This is a genomic window from Micromonospora sp. NBRC 110038, from assembly GCF_020884815.1.
GTDB lineage: Bacteria > Actinomycetota > Actinomycetes > Mycobacteriales > Micromonosporaceae > Micromonospora > Micromonospora haikouensis.
In genome coordinates, this window is sequence record NZ_BBOL01000004.1 from 62042 (window position 1) to 78203 (window position 16162).

Annotated in this window: 13 protein-coding genes and 1 riboswitch; of the genes, 7 read left to right on the forward strand and 6 right to left on the reverse strand. The window is 72.7% G+C overall.

The features are described 5' to 3' along the window. Nucleotides 1-39: 39 nt before the first annotated feature. Nucleotides 40-678: an LOG family protein gene (locus LPU61_RS15930; RefSeq protein ID WP_052504003.1), complete on the reverse strand. Its 639-nt coding sequence runs from the start codon at nucleotides 676-678 to the stop codon at nucleotides 40-42. Nucleotides 679-852: 174 nt separating this feature from the next. Between LPU61_RS15930 and LPU61_RS15935 the strand changes: the two genes are divergently transcribed. The 5 genes from LPU61_RS15935 to LPU61_RS15955 all read left to right on the forward strand — a co-directional run bounded on the left by LPU61_RS15935 (nucleotide 853) and on the right by LPU61_RS15955 (nucleotide 5725). Then, the gene (locus tag LPU61_RS15935; protein ID WP_229405341.1) at nucleotides 853-1824 is read left to right on the forward strand and encodes a dihydroorotate dehydrogenase; all 972 of its coding nucleotides are present in this window, start codon (nucleotides 853-855) and stop codon (nucleotides 1822-1824) included. An 82-nt stretch (nucleotides 1825-1906) separates the two neighbouring features. Then, entirely contained in the window at nucleotides 1907-2356 is a 450-nt protein-coding gene (locus LPU61_RS15940) for a hypothetical protein (protein WP_043968852.1), read from the forward strand. A 24-nt stretch (nucleotides 2357-2380) separates the two neighbouring features. Beyond that, the gene (locus LPU61_RS15945) at nucleotides 2381-3640 is read left to right on the forward strand and encodes a Zn-dependent hydrolase (protein WP_229405342.1); all 1260 of its coding nucleotides are present in this window, start codon (nucleotides 2381-2383) and stop codon (nucleotides 3638-3640) included. Further along, entirely contained in the window at nucleotides 3637-4491 is an 855-nt protein-coding gene (locus tag LPU61_RS15950) for a hypothetical protein (protein ID WP_229405343.1), read from the forward strand. The genes LPU61_RS15945 and LPU61_RS15950 overlap by 4 nt, the downstream gene beginning before the upstream one ends. After that, complete coding sequence (locus tag LPU61_RS15955) at nucleotides 4478-5725, forward strand: dihydroorotase (protein ID WP_229405345.1); 1248 nt, start codon at nucleotides 4478-4480, stop codon at nucleotides 5723-5725. The genes LPU61_RS15950 and LPU61_RS15955 overlap by 14 nt, the downstream gene beginning before the upstream one ends. A gap of 38 nt (nucleotides 5726-5763) precedes the next feature. Here LPU61_RS15955 and mmsB read toward each other — a convergent pair whose 3' ends face one another. The 3 genes from mmsB to chvE all read right to left on the reverse strand — a co-directional run bounded on the left by mmsB (nucleotide 5764) and on the right by chvE (nucleotide 9791). Next, nucleotides 5764-7017: a multiple monosaccharide ABC transporter permease gene (mmsB, locus tag LPU61_RS15960; RefSeq protein ID WP_043968856.1), complete on the reverse strand. Its 1254-nt coding sequence runs from the start codon at nucleotides 7015-7017 to the stop codon at nucleotides 5764-5766. Beyond that, the gene (gene mmsA, locus LPU61_RS15965) at nucleotides 7017-8552 is read right to left on the reverse strand and encodes a multiple monosaccharide ABC transporter ATP-binding protein (RefSeq protein ID WP_229405347.1); all 1536 of its coding nucleotides are present in this window, start codon (nucleotides 8550-8552) and stop codon (nucleotides 7017-7019) included. Before mmsA ends, mmsB begins: the two co-directional genes overlap by 1 nt. A 96-nt stretch (nucleotides 8553-8648) precedes the next feature. Then, nucleotides 8649-9791: a multiple monosaccharide ABC transporter substrate-binding protein gene (chvE, locus tag LPU61_RS15970; RefSeq protein WP_043968858.1), complete on the reverse strand. Its 1143-nt coding sequence runs from the start codon at nucleotides 9789-9791 to the stop codon at nucleotides 8649-8651. Between the two features lie 231 nt (nucleotides 9792-10022). Here chvE and LPU61_RS15975 point away from each other — a divergent pair, with 231 nt between their 5' ends. Beyond that, nucleotides 10023-11051: a serine hydrolase gene (locus LPU61_RS15975; protein WP_229405348.1), complete on the forward strand. Its 1029-nt coding sequence runs from the start codon at nucleotides 10023-10025 to the stop codon at nucleotides 11049-11051. Nucleotides 11052-11097: 46 nt separating this feature from the next. On the opposite strand, the gene metH is transcribed toward LPU61_RS15975, so the two are convergent. Next, nucleotides 11098-14742, reverse strand: a complete 3645-nt coding sequence (gene metH / locus LPU61_RS15980; protein WP_255700146.1) for a methionine synthase — start codon at nucleotides 14740-14742, stop codon at nucleotides 11098-11100. Then, a riboswitch (S-adenosyl-L-homocysteine riboswitch) is annotated at nucleotides 14717-14794 on the reverse strand. Its footprint overlaps the gene before it by 26 nt. Before the next feature lie 98 nt (nucleotides 14795-14892). Here metH and LPU61_RS15985 point away from each other — a divergent pair. Then, nucleotides 14893-15084 (forward strand): hypothetical protein, encoded by a 192-nt coding sequence (locus LPU61_RS15985; RefSeq protein WP_229405349.1) that lies wholly within the window; start codon nucleotides 14893-14895, stop codon nucleotides 15082-15084. On the opposite strand, the gene LPU61_RS15990 is transcribed toward LPU61_RS15985, so the two are convergent. Next, a complete protein-coding gene (locus LPU61_RS15990; protein WP_229405351.1) occupies nucleotides 15050-15604 on the reverse strand; it encodes a dihydrofolate reductase family protein in 555 nt (184 codons plus the stop codon). The two genes, LPU61_RS15985 and LPU61_RS15990, sit on opposite strands and share 35 nt — an antisense overlap. Nucleotides 15605-16162 lie beyond the last annotated feature (558 nt).

Sequence of the window (16162 nt, forward strand, 5' to 3'; positions counted from 1 at the left end):
TTCCAAACTGGTTTCGGCTGCTGGCGCGCCGGCCGAAGGTCAGGAGCCGGCGGGCGGCCGGGCGGCCCCGGGTGCTCCCGGCCCGCCGTCGAGGCCGGTCGGCGACCCGGCGCCGGCGCACCCACCCCCGCGCCCGTCCTGCCCGGCCTCGCCATCGCACAGGGCGGCGACGTCGCGCGCGGTGGCGACGGTGGCGACGAGGGCGGCGCGCGGCTGCCGGAGGAATCCCTGGGCGGCCATCTGGTCGAGCTGCCGCAGGAACGGGTCGAAGAAGCCCTGCGCGTCGAGCACCGCGCACCTGGCCCGGGTGAGGCCGAGCCGCCGCAGGTTGACCGCCTCGGTGATCTCCTCCAGCGTGCCGGGGCCGCCGGGCAGGGCGACGACGACGTCCGACAGGCCCAGGATGCGGGCCCGCCGGGCGGGGCGGGAGGTGGCGACCTCCACCCGGGTCAGCCCCGGATGCGGGGTCTCGTCGCCCTCGCCGGGCGGGGCCAGGATGCCGGTCACCCGGGCGCCGTGGGCCAGCGCCGTCCGGGCGGCGAGCCCCATGATGCCGTCCGCGCCGCCGCCGTAGACGAACTCGCAACCGGAGTCGGCGAGTGCCGAGACCAGCGACGCCACGGCGGGGTGCAGCTCCTCGCGTCCGCCGGCCGCGCCGCCGTACAGGCCGACCCGCACGGGTCCTCCAAGGGGATGAGTGGGTGGGGGTGGCCGGGCGGGCGGTCCTGAGGGGCCTGCCGGCGCTGGGCTTGACACGCCCGACGGGGCGGTCGATACTCCGTAGCCTACTTGTGGAAGCAGACTTTCCGCTAGACGGAAAGCTGTGGCGATTGTGTGACCGAGGGAGTTGGAGTGCAGCCACCAGCCCGGGAACCGGGTCCGTCCGACGCCCCCACGGACCCCCTCGGTGCCGACCCCGGCGTCGACCTGTCCATGCGTATCCGGGGCCTCGCCCTGGCCTCCCCGGTGATGCCCGCCTCGGGCTGTTTCGGCCCGGAACTGGGCCGGCTGCTCCCCATGCGGGAGCTCGCCGCCGCCGTCACCAAGACGGTCTTCCTGCAGGCCCGCGCCGGCAACCCGGCGCACCGGCTCACCGAGATCCCGGCCGGCGTCGTCAACAGCGTCGGCATCCCCAGCCGAGGCCCGCGCGGCTTCCTCACCCACCAGTACCCCGACTACCAGGCGCTGCCCGCGCCGACGATCGTCAGCATCGGCGGCCACGCGCCCGCGGAGTACGAACAGGTCGCGGAGCAGCTCGGCGGGGCCGGAGCCGGATACGAGCTCAACGTCTCCTGCCCCAACCTCGACACCGACGGCCGGGACATCGGGTCCGATCCTGCCGCGCTCTTCGAGACCGTGGCCCGGGTACGGGCGGTCACCGACAAACCGGTCATCGCGAAGCTGCCCGTCATGGTGGCCTCCATCGCCGAGTGCGCCCGCGCCGCCCAGGAAGCGGGCGCCGACGCGGTCTGCGTGGCCAACTCGGTCCCGTCGCTTCCCCTCGAACCCGGCAGCCTGCGGCCGGCGCTCGGCAACCGCGTCGGCGGCCTCACCGGCCCACACATCCGCCCCATCGTCCTGCGGCTCGTCTGGCTCGCGGCCAAGGCCGTCGACGTGCCCGTCATCGCCTGCGGCGGGATCGCCACCGCGGACCACGCCCTGGAGTACCTCTCCGTCGGCGCGTCGGCCGTGCAGGTCGGCACCGCCAACTTCAGCCGCCCCACCGCGATGGTCGACGTCGTCCGTGGCCTGCGCTCCAGGTGCCACGCGGCGGGCGTCACCACGCTGTCCGCCCTGCTGCGCACCGATTTCACGCTCGCCTGACCCAGGGCCGGCGACGTCACGCCCGCCAGCGCAGCCCGCCGCGCCCGGCCGCCGCCGCGCGCCGACCAGGAACGAGGAGACCATGCCCGAACTCGCCGACCTCTCCGCCCTCACCGCGCCGCTGACCCGAACCGACGGCGTCGAACGGTGGTTCGACCTCGGCCACGACCCGTCGGCGTCCATCCGACTCGGCGACGCGCTCGCCGCCGTCCTCTCCGCCCGCGCCGTGACCGCCGTCCTGCACTGGGAAGGCGAGGAGGAGGCGGTGCTCGCCCACGTCGTCGCGGCCGCGATGCGCTCCCGCCGGGTCACCGTCGTCCAGGAACGCGGCCTCCTCTTCACCTCCGCCGACCTGCCCGCCAGCTCGACCGTCGCCCTGGTCACCACGGCGTTCACCAGCGTCCGGGCCCTGGCGCCGGTCGACGCGATGATGCGCGAGCGGGGACACCGGCTCGACTGCGCCATCACCCTGCACCCGCCCCGACTGCACCTGCCGGCCCCGCCGCACGGGCCCGCGCCCGATGGTCACTAGCCCTCTCCGACAGCCAGGAGCACCATGTCCACCCTCGCCACCGTCCCCGCCCTGCAACCGGCCCGGCTGGAGGAGACGCTGCGGCGGTTCGCCGCCCTGTCCGAACCCGGGCCGGGGGTCTCCCGCCTGGCGTACACGCGCCTCGAACGCCAGGCCCACGACCTCTTCGCGTCCCTCCTCGCCGACCTCGGCATCGCCTCGTACACCGACGCCGCCGGCAACACCATCGGTGAGCTGGCACCCGACGCCGAGCCCCGCCCCGGCGCGATCGGCACCGGCTCCCACCTCGACAGCGTCCCGCACGGCGGCGCGTACGACGGGACCGTCGGGGTCGTGGCCGCCCTCGCCGTGGCCGCCGCCGCGAGCGCCGGCCGCCCCCGGCACCGCCCATGGCGCTTCGTCGCCTTCGCCGCCGAGGAGGGCGCCCGGTTCGGGCAGGCGTGCAACGGCAGCCGCATCGTCGCCGGCCTCACCGGCGCCGCCGACCTGCGCCAGCTCACCGACCGCACCGGCACGACCATGGCCGCCGCCATGACCGAGTGCGGCCTCGCACCGGAGCGGGTCGAGACGGCGCGGTGGGACCCCCGGGACTGGCGGGCCTTCGTGGAGCTGCACATCGAACAGGGCACCGTGCTGGAACACCGGCGGGTGCCCGTCGGGGTGGTCGACACCGTCTCCGGCTCGACCCGGCTGCGCGTCTCCCTGACCGGGGTGGCCTCGCACACCGGCGGCACCCCGATGGAGAACCGCCGCGACGCGCTCGCCGCCGCCGCGGAGTGCGTGCTCGACTGCGAACGGCTGGCGGTGGCCGCCGCCGACGTCAACACCCGGATCACCGTGGGCGCCCTCACCGTGGAACCCGGCGCGATCACCATCATCCCCGGCCGGGTGGTGTTCACCGTCGACGTCCGCGAGACCGACTACGGCCGGCAACGTGCGGCGGCGCACGCCGTCGGCCAGCGGTGCCGCACCGTCGCGGCGCGGCGCGGCGTCGACGTCGAGGTGGAGGAGCTGGCCGACACCCCGCCGGTGGTCCTGTCCCGCGAGGTGGCGGCGGCGGCCCGCGCCGCGGCGACCGCGCTGGGACTGCCCGCCGAGGTGCTGGCCAGCGGCGCGAGCCACGACACCCAGCAGATCAGCCGGCTCATGCCGGCCGGGATCGTCTTCGTCCCCAGCCGCGGCGGACTGTCCCACTCGCCCGGGGAGTTCAGCACCGCCGACCAGATCGCCGTCGGCGCGGCCGTGCTCCTGGAGACCATGTACCGACTGGACGCGACCGCATGACCACGCTGCCACCGGCGGCCGTCCTGGACGTGCTGCCCACCCGTGACCGGCCGACGCCCGCCTGCGATCCGGCCGTCGTCGTCGGCCACACGCCGCTCGCGCAGGCCATCCACCGGCTGGTGCTGCGCGCCGCCCGCGTCGCCGCGACCGCCCAGGCCGGCCAGTTCGTGATGCTCAGCGTGCCACAGGCGGCCGGGGATCTGATCCAGTTGCCCCGGCCGATGGCCGTGCACCGCCGCCGGCCCGGCGGCGACATCGAGGTGGTCTACAACGTCCAGGGGCGGGGCACCGAGGCGCTCAGCCGGGTCCGGCCCGGCGACAGCCTCCTGGTAACCGGCCCCCTCGGCCGTGGCTTCGACCTTCCCGCCACCGCCGGCCCGTTGCTGGCGATCGGCCGGGGGATCGGGGTGTGTTCGTTCATGACCCTCGTCGAGGACGCCAGCGCCGCCGGCATCCCCAGCACCGTGGTCCTGAGCGCCCGCACCGACGATCGCGTCATCGGCCGGTCCGACTGCGCGGAGCTCGGTGCCGAGGCCCTCGCCGTGACCGACCTCGACGGCACCAGCGCCGTCGAGGCCCTCGACCGCAGGCTGGCCGCCCGGTTCGCCGACCGGGCACCCGGGCTGGTCGTGGTGTGCGGCTCCCACCGGCTGACCGCACTCGCCATGACCCTCGCCAGGCGGTGGCGGGTGCCGCTGCAGGTGTCCGTCGAGGCGCACATGGCGTGCGGCCTCGGCTACTGCCACGGCTGCGCGCTGCCCCGCCCGGCCGACCCGGGGCGGGAGGGCCCCCTCGTCTGTTTCGACGGGCCCGTCTTCGCGGTGCAGGGGAGCCCCGGTGCACCGGCTTGAGGGCGTCCGGCTGACGCCGGACGGGCCGCTGGTCGACGTCACCGTCGCCGACGGTGCGATCGGCGCGATCGAGCCGAGCGGCGGCGGGCCGCCGGCCATCGAACGGATCGTCCTGCCCGCCCTGGTCGACCTGCACACCCACCTGCGGGACCCCGGCCACCCCGAGGCCGAGGACCTCCGCTCGGGTACGGCCGCCGCGGCGGCGGGCGGGTACTCGGACGTGTTCGCCATGGCCAACACCGCACCACCCACCGACCGCGTCTCCCGGGTCGCCGACCTGCTGGCGCGCGTGCCACGGGGGACCACCCGCGTCCACCCGGTCTCCGCGGTGACGCGTGACCTCGCCGGCCGGCGGCTCGTGGACGTGCCGGCGCTCGTCGCGGCCGGGGTGCGGGTCTTCTCCGACGACGGCCGCTGCGTCGCCGACCCCGCCCTGGTCCGGGCGATGCTGGAGGCCTCCCGGGAGCTCGGCGTCGTCTTCGCCCAGCACGCCCAGGACCCCCTCGCCGTCGGGGCCGGCGTCGTCAACGCCCGGGTCGCGGCCCGGGCGGGCGCGGCACCGTGGCCGGCGGCCGGCGAGGAACGCGTCGTCGACCGGGACCTGTCGATCGCCGCCGACACCGGCGGACACCTGCACGTCTGCCACCTCTCCACTGCGGGATCGGTCGAGCTGATCCGGCAGGCGAAACGGTCGGGCGTCCGGGTCACCTGCGAGGTGACACCGCACCACCTCGTCCTGGACGACGAGGCGGCGCTGCGCGCGGGCGGCGCGCTCAAGGTGAACCCGCCGCTACGGGCCGCCGCCGACGTGCTGGCCCTGCGCGCTGCGCTCGCCGACGGCACCATCGACGTCGTCGCCACCGACCACGCGCCGCACCCGCAGGCGACGAAGACGCGCGGGTGGGCCGACTCGGCGTTCGGGCTGACCGGGCTGGAGACGGCCCTGTCCGTCGTCGCCACGGTGCTGCGCGCACCCGACACCGGCCGGGTCGACTGGGCGCGGCTCACCGAGGTGCTCTCCGTCGTGCCGGCCCGCATCGGCGGGATCGCGCACCGGGCGGGGCGGCCCGTGCGGGTGGGGGAGCCCGCCGACCTGTGCGTGGTCGAGACGGGCGTCCCACGGCCCATCCGCGTCGACCGGCACCGCAGCCGGTCCCGGAACAACCCGTTCGGCGGCTGGACCGTACGCGAGCGGGTCGTCCGTACCCTCGTCGGCGGTCGCGTCGCACACTGACCGCGGCGACCGCCGACGTGACCCCGGGCCCGCAGGCGTCAGCGGGCCGACCCGGCGCGGCGCTTGTTGTAGACGTCGAACGCGACGGCGACGAGCAGCACCAGGCCCTTCACCACCGACTGCATCGACTGGTCGACGCCCATGAGCTGCATGCCGTTGCTCATCACGGCCATGATGAGGCCGCCGACCATCGCGCCCACGACCGTGCCGACCCCGCCGGTGACCGCCGCGCCGCCGATGAACGCCGCCGCGATCGCGTCCAGCTCGAACATGTTGCCGGCGGCCGGCTGCGCCCCGTTGGAGCGCGACGAGTAGATGATCCCCGCCACGGCCGACAGGAAGCCCATGTTGACGAAGACCCAGAAGTTGACGGTCTTCACCTTCACCCCGGAGAGCATGGCGGCGGGAAGGTTGCCGCCGATCGCGTAGACCTGGCGGCCGAACACGGTGCGCCGGGTCAGCAGCCCGTACGCGAGGACGAGCACCGCGAGGACGATCAGCACGATCGGCAGGCCCCGGGCGTGCGCCAGCTGCCAGGCGAAGTACATGACGACCGCGCCCACCAGCACGACCCGGGCGACGAACAGCGGGAACGACTCGACCGGCTGCTGGTAGCGGATGCGCGCCACCCGGGTGCGGAAGCCGCCGACCGCGTACCCGGCGACCGCCACCGCGCCGATGAGCAGAGTGAACGCGTCGAAGCCCTGCCCGCCGAGCAGCCCGTTGAGGAAGCCCGCCGCGATCTGCTGGTATTCGGCCGGGAACGGCGACAGCGAGATGTTGTCCAGCACCCGCAGGGTGAGGCCGCGGAACAGCAGCATGCCGGCGAGGGTCACGATGAAGGCGGGAATGCCGGCGTAGGCGACCCAGAAGCCGTGCCAGGCACCGACGGCGAGGCCGACGGCCAACGCGGCCAGCACGCCGAGCCACCACGGGTGGCCCTGCTGGATGACGAGCACCGCGGAGACCGCGCCGGTGAGCGCGACCACCGAGCCGACCGACAGGTCGATGTGCCCGCCGATGATCACGATGACCATGCCGATGGCGAGCACGAGGATGTAGGAGTACTGCAGGACGATGTTGGTGATGTTGCCCGGGCTCAGCGAGACGCCGTCGGTCAGCACCGCGAAGAGCGCGACGATGACCACGAGGGCGACGAAGATGCCGCTCTGGCGCAGGTTGCGCATGATCAGCGTACGCGGGTCGCTGATGCCGGTGTGCAGGGCGCGGGCGGGGGCGGCCTCGTCGGCCGACGGGCGCTGCCCGGGGGAGGAGGATTTGATGTCGGTCATCAGGCCGGTTCCTTGTCCTTCGCCATGAGCTGCATGAGCTTCTCCTGGGTGGCCTCGCCCGCCGGCAGTTCGCCGGTGAGCCGGCCCGCCGCGAGCGTGTAGATGCGGTCGCACATCCCGAGCAGCTCCGGCAGCTCGGAGGAGATGAGCACGACCGCCTTGCCCTGCGCCACGAGCCGGTTGACGATCGTGTAGATCTCGAACTTCGCCCCGACGTCGATGCCGCGCGTCGGCTCGTCGAGGATCAGCACGTCCGGGTCGGTGAACAGCCACTTCGACAGGACGACCTTCTGCTGGTTGCCGCCGGAGAGCTTGCCGACCGTCGCCATGACGCTGGGCGCCTTGATGTTCATGTCGCGGCGGCTGGCCTCGGCGACCCGGATCTCCTCGTTGTCGTGCACCCAGCCGAGGCGGGCGAGCTTGCGCAGCGCCGCCGCCGAGACGTTGTGGCGGATGTCGTCGATCAGGTTGAGGCCGTACCGCTTGCGGTCCTCCGTGGCGTACGCGATGCCGTTGCCGATCGCCTCGGCGACCGTGCGCGCCCGGATCAGGCGGCCGCGCAGGAAGAGCCGGCCGCTGATGTCGCGCCCGTACGACCGGCCGAAGATGCTCATGGCCAGCTCGGTGCGCCCGGCCCCCATGAGCCCGGCGATGCCGACGACCTCGCCGGCGCGGACGGTGAAGCCGACGTCGTCGACCACCGTGCGGTCCTGGGTGGGGTGGCGCACCGTCCAGTTCTCCACCCGCAGCACCTCCTCGCCGGGGGACGACACCCGGTCGGGGTAGAAGCTGTGCAGGTCGCGCCCGACCATGCCGCGGATGATCCGGTCCTGGGTCACCTCGCCGGAGCGCACGTCGAGCCGCTCGACCGTGCGCCCGTCGCGCAGGACGGTGATCGAGTCGGCGATCGCGGTGATCTCGCCCAGCTTGTGCGAGATCATGATGCAGGTGATGCCCTGGTCGCGCAGCCGTCGCAGCAGGTCGAGCAGGTGCGCCGAGTCGACGTCGTTGAGGGCGGCGGTCGGCTCGTCCAGGATGAGCAGCTTCACCTTCTTCGACAGCGCCTTGGCGATCTCGACGAGCTGCTGCTTGCCGACGCCGAGCGCCGCGATCGGCGTCACGGCGTTCTCGCGCAGGCCGACGGATTCCAGCAGGGCCGTCGCGTCGGCGTTGGCGCGGTTCCAGTCGATGAGGCCGCTGCGTCCGCGCCGCTCGTTGCCGAGGAAGATGTTCTCGGCGATCGACAGGTGCGGCACCAGGGCGAGTTCCTGGTGGATGATGACGATGCCGTGGGCCTCGCTGTCGCGGATGCCGCGGAAGTGCACGGGGTGGCCGTCGAAGACGATCTCGCCGTCGTAGCTGCCCGACGGGTACACCCCCGACAGCACCTTCATCAGGGTGGACTTGCCGGCGCCGTTCTCGCCGCAGATGGCGTGGATCTCGCCGCGCCGCACGGTGATCGAGACGTCCTGGAGCGCCGCCACCCCGGGGAACGTCTTGGTGATGGTGCGCATCTCGAGGATGGTGTCGCTCACGGGCATCCTCCCGCTGTTCGGGTTCGTCGGGGGCGTCGCCGGCCGGGCCGGCGTCCGTCGGGCCCGGGCGACCGCCCGGGCCCGACGGAGACCGGGTTACTTCTTGGCCTGCCCGGCGGCGACCTCCTCGGCCGTCCAGTAGCCGGAGTCGACGAGGACGGACTTGATGTCGTCCTTGAAGACGGTCTGGATCGGCAGCAGGTACGCCGGGACGACCTTGACCTTGTTGTTGTAGGTGGTGGTGTCGTTGGCCTGCGGCTGCTTCTCCTGCAGGAACGCCTCGGCGGCGATGGCGGCCTGCTCGGCCAGCAGCCGGGTGTCCTTGAAGACGGTGGAGCTCTGCACGCCGTCGTTGATGAGCTTGATCGAGGCGATCTCGGCGTCCTGACCGGTCACCACCGGCAGCTTCTTCTTGCCCGAGCCGTAGCCGGCGTTCTGCAGGGCGGTGATGATGCCCCGGGAGATCCCGTCGTACGGCGACAGCACGCCGTCCACCGTGGACCCGTCGTTGTAGCTCGACGTCAGCAGGTCCTCCATCCGCGTCTGGGCGACCCCCTGCTGCCACCGGAGGGTGGCGGCCTGCTCGATCTTCGTCTGGCCGGACTTCACCTTCAGCGTGCCGTTGTCGAAGAACGGCTTGAGGGTGTCCATCGCCCCGCCGAAGAAGTACTGCGTGTTGTTGTCGTCGAGCGAGCCGGCGAACAGCTCGATGGTGAACGGACCGGTCGCCGTGCCCTTGGAGCCGTCCTTGTTCTGCAGGCCGAGGCCGACGAGCAGCGCGGTGGCCTGGGCGACGCCGACCTTGTAGTTGTCGAAGCTGACGTAGAAGTCGACGTTGGGGCTGCCGAGGATGAGCCGGTCGTAGGAGATGACCGGGATCTTGGCCTGGGCGGCGGCCTGGAGCTGGCCGGTGAGCGCCGTGCCGTCGATCGCCGCGATGATCAGGACGTCCGCGCCCTGCGTGATCATCTGGTCGATCTGCTGCGACTGGGTGGGGATGTCGTCCCCGGCGTACTGCAGGTCGACCTTGTAGCCCTTGGCCTGCAGTTTCTCCTTCACCGAGTTGCCGTCGGCGATCCACCGCTCCGAGGTCTGCGTCGGCATCGAGACGCCGATGGTCAGGTCGGTGGGCTTCTTGTCGGCGGTGTCGCCGCCTCCGCCGGCCCCCTCGCCGCTGCACGCCGCGATGCTGAGCGCCAGCACGGCGCTGCCGAGTGCCATCAAGAATCTTCTGGACACAGGCTTCCCTCCCAGGACCTCGTGCCGAAAGTGCGGAGCGTGTCCACGCCCCGGTCAGTGTTAGCGCTCACATCAGCCTTGGTCAACATGTTTCGGGAAATGCCGGGGTCACGTTCTCGTAACAGCTCCGACCACTTCGGACCCGGGCCCGCCGGCAGGGTGCCGGCCTGCCGGGACGCCGGCCGATCGACACGTCTGAGACCATCGTGGCCGACCACTGGGGAGGTTCACATGACCAGCAACGTCACCCGTCGGGCCGCGATCGGGCTGGGCGCGGCCGCCGCCGCGCTCGCCGCCACCGGCCGACCCGCCGCCGCCGAGAGCCGGGCGCCGGCCGACCCGGCCACGGGGATCCGCACCCGCAGCAGAGCCGAGGTGATCCGGCAGACCTATCTGCAGCAGAAGGCCGCGGCCGGCGGCGTATGGCACTCGCACATCGCGATGGTCGACGGCTCCGGCGCGCTCGCCACGGTCGTGGCCGACGACGCCGACCGCGTCACGCACGGCTACAGCGTGCAGAAGCTCGCCGTCGCCGTCGCGGTGATGGACAAGATCGATCGCGGGCAGCTGCAGCTGGACCAGCGGCTCGACCTGACCGCCGACATCATCCTCGGCGGCAGCGGCATCTACTTCCTGCAGACCGTCTGGGGCGACCAGGTCACCGTCGCCAACTTCCTCACCGCGATGCTGCTCGTCTCCGACAACACGGCGGTGCGGATGTGCGGCCGGGTGGTGCCGGCGCTGGAGATCAACGACATCCTCGCCGCGAAGGGATTCACCCACACCCGGGTCGAGCCCGTCGCCAACCCGAACCGGTTCTACCTCGGCGTCACCACGCCCCGCGAGACCCACGACCTGCTGTGGCGGTTGGCCAACAAGACCATCGTGAGCCCCCGGTCCGCCGACTTCCTGCTCGGCATCCTGCGCTGGATCAACGGCTACCACGACGGCATCCGGCACACCATGTCCTCGGCCGAGCGCAGCCGGGTCGCCACCAAGTACGGCGCCGACTACGACGACCTGGGCGCGGCCCGGCACGAGGCCGGCATCATGTTCGACCCGGCGGGCGCGCCCACCCTGACGTACGCGCTGTTCGCCGACTCCCTCGGCGACCTGGACAACTACGGGTCGACCCACCCGGCGGTGCGGGCGCACGCGGTCCTCGGCCGGACCATGTTCGACGCGATCTGCACCACCACCAACCGCACCGCCCGCGCCCGGCACCACGTCCCGCCGTTCCGCCCGGTCAACGGCGGCTGACCCCGCGCCGGCCGGGCCCGCTCGACGGCGGGCCCGGCCGCGCCGGTCACGGCTCGTAGGCGAGGTTCGGGCGCAGCCAGCGTTCGACCTCGGCGAGGGCGACGCGACGCCGCGCCGCGTAGTCCTCGGCCTGGTCGCGGCCGATCCGCCCGACCGTGAAGTACCGCGAGTCGGGGTGGGCGAAGATGAGGCCGCTGACGGCGGCCGCAGGCGTCATCGCGTACGACTCCGTCAGGCCGATGCCCAGCGTCTCCGCGCCGAGCAGGTCGAACAGGTCCCGCTTCTCGCTGTGGTCCGGGCTGGCCGGGTAGCCCAGCGCGGGTCGGATGCCCCGGAACCGCTCGGCGTGCAGGTCCGCCAGCGCCGGGGCGGCGTCGGGCTCGAACCAGTCGCGGCGGGCCCGCAGGTGCAGGTGCTCGGCGAACGCCTCGGCGAGCCGGTCGGCCAGCGCCTTGACCATGATGGCGCGGTAGTCGTCGTGCTCGGCCTCGTAGCGGGCGGCCAGCTCCTCCGCGCCGTGCACCGCCACCGCGAAGCCGCCCAGGTGGTCGCCGGCCGGCGCGACGTAGTCGGCGAGGCACCGGTTGGCCCGGCCGGTGGGCTTGGCGGTCTGCTGCCGCAGCATCGGCAGGCGCACCCCGGCGTCGTCGAGGACGATGTCGTCGCCCTCGGCGTGCGCCGTCCAGAAGCCGTACGCGCCCCGGGCGCGCAGCGACCCGTCGGCGATGATCGCGTCCAGCAGGGTGTTGGCGTCGTCGTACAGCTCGCGGGCGACGGGCTGGTCGAGGATCGCCGGGAACTTGCCCTTCAGCTCCCAGGCCAGGAACAGGAACTGCCAGTCGATCATCTCGCGCAGCTCGGTGAGGGACGGCTCGACGACGCGTACGCCGGTGAACGCGGGCACCGGCAGGTCGGCGAAGTCGACCCGCTCGCGGTTGGCGCGGGCCTCGGCGAGGGTGAGCAGCGGCTGGGCGTGCCGGTTGGCGTGCTGCTCGCGTAGCCGCTCCTGCTCGGCCCGGTTGGCCGTGTCGAGGGTCTGCGCCCGGTCGGCGTCGAGCAGGTCGGAGACCACGCCGACGACCCGGGACGCGTCGAGCACGTGGACCGTCGGCCCCTCGTACGCGGGGGCGATGCGCACCGCCGTGTGCTGCCGGGACGTGGTCGCGCCGCCGATGAGCAGCGGGACCCGCAGCCCTCGGCGCTGCATCTCGCCCGCGACGGCGACCATCTCGTCCAGCGACGGCGTGATCAGCCCCGACAGGCCGATCGCGTCGGCGCCCTCGGCCACGGCGGTGTCCAGGATCCGCGCGGCCGGCACCATCACGCCCAGGTCGACGACCTCGTAGTTGTTGCAGCCGAGCACGACGCCGACGATGTTCTTTCCGATGTCGTGCACGTCGCCCTTGACGGTGGCGAGGACGACCTTGCCCTGGCCCTGCCCGGCGGCCCGCTCCTTGGTCATGTACGGCTCGAGGTAGGCCACCGACCGCTTCATCACCCGGGCGCTCTTGACCACCTGCGGCAGGAACATCTTGCCCGCGCCGAACAGGTCGCCGACGACCTTCATGCCGTCCATCAGCGGGCCCTCGATGACGTCGAGGGGCCGGTCGAACAGCAGCCGGGCCTCCTCGGTGTCGGCCTCGACGTGGTCGACGATGCCGTGCACCAGCGCGTGCGTGAGCCGCTCGGCGACGGGCGCGGCCCGCCAGGACAGGTCGACCTCCCGCTTGGTGCCCGACCCGGTCACCGTGGACGCGAAGGTGACCAGCCGGTCGGTGGCGTCGGGCCGGCGGTCGAAGATGACGTCCTCGACCAGTTCGAGCAGGTCCGCCGGGATGTTCTCGTAGACGCCGAGCTGGCCGGCGTTGACGATGCCCATGTCCAGCCCCGCCCGCACGGCGTGGAACAGGAACGCCGAGTGCATCGCCTCGCGCACCACGTCGTTGCCGCGGAACGCGAACGACAGGTTGGAGATGCCGCCGCTGGTGCGCGCGCCGGGGCAGCGGGCCTTGATCAGCGGCAGGGCGTCGATGAACGCCTTCGCGTAGCCGTTGTGCTCGGCGATGCCGGTGGCCACGGCCAACACGTTCGGGTCGAAGATGATGTCCTCGGGGGCGAAGCCGGCCTCGCCCACCAGCAGGTCGTACGCCCGCCCGCAGATCTGGACCTTGCGCTCGGTGGTGTCGGCCTGGCCCTGCTCGTCGAAGGCCATCACCACGACGCCCGCGCCGTAGTCGCGGATCGTCCGGGCCTGGGCGAGGAACGGCTCCTCGCCCTCCTTCAGGCTGATCGAGTTGACCACGCCCTTGCCCTGCACGCACTTCAGGCCCGCTTCGAGCACGCTCCACCGGGAGCTGTCGATCATGATGGGGATCCGGGCCACCTCGGGCTCGGTGGCGATCAGGTTGAGGAACGTGGTCATCGCCCGCTCGCTGTCGAGCAGGTCGGCGTCCATGTTGACGTCCAGCAGGTTCGCGCCGCCGCGCACCTGCTCGACGGCCACGTCGACCGCGCCCTGGTGGTCGTCGGCCTCGATGAGCCGGCGGAACCGCGCCGAGCCGGTCACGTTGGTGCGCTCGCCGATCATCACGAACCCGGTGTCCGGCCCGATGGTGAACGGCTCCAGGCCGCTGAACCGGGTCGCCGGGGTCTCCCGGGCGACCGGCCGTGGCGACATGCCCCGCACCGCCGCCGCGATCCCGGCGATGTGCGGCGGGGTCGTCCCGCAGCAGCCGCCGACGATGTTGACCAGGCCGTCACCGGCGAAGCCGCCGAGCAGCGCGCCGATCTCCTCCGGCGTCTGGTCGTAGCCGCCGAACGCGTTGGGCAGCCCGGCGTTGGGGTGCGCGGCGACATAGGTGCCGGCCAGCCGGGACAGCTCCGCCACGTGCGGGCGCATCTCCGCCGCGCCGAGCGCGCAGTTGACGCCGACGACCAGCGGCTCGGCGTGCGCGACGGAGCGCCAGAACGCCTCCACCGTCTGCCCCGACAGCGTGCGGCCGCTCAGGTCCACCACCGTGACGGAGATCCACAGCGGCAGGTGGGGGGCCGCCTCGCGGGCCGCCGCGATCGCCGCCTTCGCGTTGAGCGTGTCGAAGATCGTCTCCACCAGCAGCAGGTCGACCCCGCCCTCGGCCAGCGCCGCCATCTGCTCCGCGTACGCGGCCTTGACGTCGTCGAACGTGACCGCCCGGTACGCCGGATCCTCCACCCGCGGCGACAGCGACAGGGTGACGTTGAGCGGGCCGACGGAGCCGGCGACGAACCGCCCGCCCGCCTCGTCCGCGGCCTGCCGGGCGAGCTGCGCGCCGCGCACGTTCATTTCGCGTGCCAGCGCCTCCAGGCCATAGTCGGCCTGCCCGATGCTCGTGGCGGTGAACGTGTTGGTGGTGGTGATGTCGGCCCCGGCCGCGAGGTATTGCCGGTGCACGTCCAGGATCAGGTCGGGGCGGGTCAGGTTGAGCAGGTCGGGGTCGCCGGTGACGTCGCGGGGATGGTCGTCGCCGATCAGGTCGCCCCGGTAGTCGGCGGGGGAGAGCTTCGCGCCCTGCAGCATCGTGCCCCAGGCGCCGTCGAGCACCACGATGCGCTCGGCCAGCAGCCGCCGCAGCGCCGCAACCGCACCTGAACCATCGACGGACGAAACCACACCGACCACCCCCGAAGTCTCGGAGGCGCCCTTGGTCCACATGCTCCCAGGTCGAGCGTGGCGGGCCGGGCCCGTCGCAGCGCCTCTCGGCCTGGTAACGGGAGACTACCGGATACCGGCCCAGAACCGTCGAATCGTTCCCACCCAGTGCGACGGCTCGGTCGCCACTAGGCTCGACCCGGAGGTGTGGAGATGAAACTCGGGCTGCACTACTGGACGTTCTCGACCCCGGCCGACCCGGCGGCGATCGCGCCGACCCTGGCCGAGACCGACCGGGTGGCCGGGCACCTTTTCGCCGAGGGTGGGCGGCTGGGCCCGGGCGAGGCCCGGGCCCAGGCCGGGGCGGCCGTCACCCGACCGGCTGCGGCCGGTACGAGGCGATGACCACGCCGCTCTTCATGACCCTGGTGTCGATCAGCTCGAACGACGCCGTGAAGTCGGCCAGGGGCGTCGTCATGCTGGCGCCGCCGGTGAGGACGGGGTGGATCCAGAACCGCACCTCGTCCACCAGCCCCGCCGCGACCAGCTGCGCGGTGACCGAGCCGAAGCCGTACTGGATGATGTCCCTGCCCTCCTGGGCCTTGAGCTTGCGGACCTCCGCCACCAGGTCGCCCCGGAGCACCCGGGTGTTGTTCCAGGTGGGGTCGGTCAGCGTGGTCGAGGCGACATACTTGCGGACGTTGTTGAAGTAGGCGGCGCCGGTGGTCGGGTCGCTCTCGTCCTGGGCCGGCCAGGCGACGGACATGCCGTCGTACGTGACGCGGCCCATCAGCACCGCGTCGGCGGCGTCGGTCTGCGCCCCGGCGAAGGCGCTGGCCTCGTCGTCGAAGTACGGCATGGTCCACATGGGATTCTCGATCACGCCGTCGAGGGTGACGTAGGTCGAGTTGATCAGCTTGCGCATCGGGGCTCCCGTGTCGGTGGCGCTCGTGGTGACACCCCACACCCTGCCGGATCGCGCTTACGGTTCGCTTCAGGTCCCCTGCGCGCGGCCGAGGGCGCTGCGGCGGGGTTCCCGCGAACACGGGCCACGTTGCCGTCGGACTGCCGCACGGCGCTGACGGCGGCCCCGAATTGTCCGGGCCGGGACGTGCGAACGCCGCCTGTGGCCAGTTGCCCAACGGTTTCCCACCTTTCCGGGAAACCGCCGGACAGTCGCCGGACGCTCACGCTGGGAGTCGGGTTGCGGGAGTGGTACCCGTTGCCTTCGAATCCTCGGGAGGTGCTTGTGAGACGACTCACACATGGGAGAAGCGGGCGACTCGCTCACGTCCTGGCACGTGCTGTTCTCGCCGCTGTTCTCGGTGGCACGTTCGTAGCCGCGCCGGCGAATGCTGCCGACCGTGCCCAGACCGCTGAGACCGAGAACACCATGGCGGCCTTGTCTGGGTCCTACACGCCGTTCGGGATCGCCGATTGGGATCGTGATGGTCATCAGGACATCGTGGCGAGGGATGGGGCT

Excerpts from the sequence above, each read along its gene's own strand:
- LPU61_RS15940 (WP_043968852.1), top strand. The coding sequence starts at position 1,907 with ATGCCCGAACTCGCCGACCTCTCCGCCCTCACCGCGCCGCTGACCCGA.
- LPU61_RS15945 (WP_229405342.1), top strand. The coding sequence starts at position 2,381 with ATGTCCACCCTCGCCACCGTCCCCGCCCTGCAACCGGCCCGGCTGGAG.
- LPU61_RS15950 (WP_229405343.1), top strand. The coding sequence starts at position 3,637 with ATGACCACGCTGCCACCGGCGGCCGTCCTGGACGTGCTGCCCACCCGT.
- mmsB (WP_043968856.1), bottom strand. The coding sequence starts at position 7,017 with ATGACCGACATCAAATCCTCCTCCCCCGGGCAGCGCCCGTCGGCCGAC.
- LPU61_RS15975 (WP_229405348.1), top strand. The coding sequence starts at position 10,023 with ATGACCAGCAACGTCACCCGTCGGGCCGCGATCGGGCTGGGCGCGGCC.
- metH (WP_255700146.1), bottom strand. The coding sequence starts at position 14,742 with ATGTGGACCAAGGGCGCCTCCGAGACTTCGGGGGTGGTCGGTGTGGTT.
- LPU61_RS15985 (WP_229405349.1), top strand. The coding sequence starts at position 14,893 with ATGAAACTCGGGCTGCACTACTGGACGTTCTCGACCCCGGCCGACCCG.
- LPU61_RS15990 (WP_229405351.1), bottom strand. The coding sequence starts at position 15,604 with ATGCGCAAGCTGATCAACTCGACCTACGTCACCCTCGACGGCGTGATC.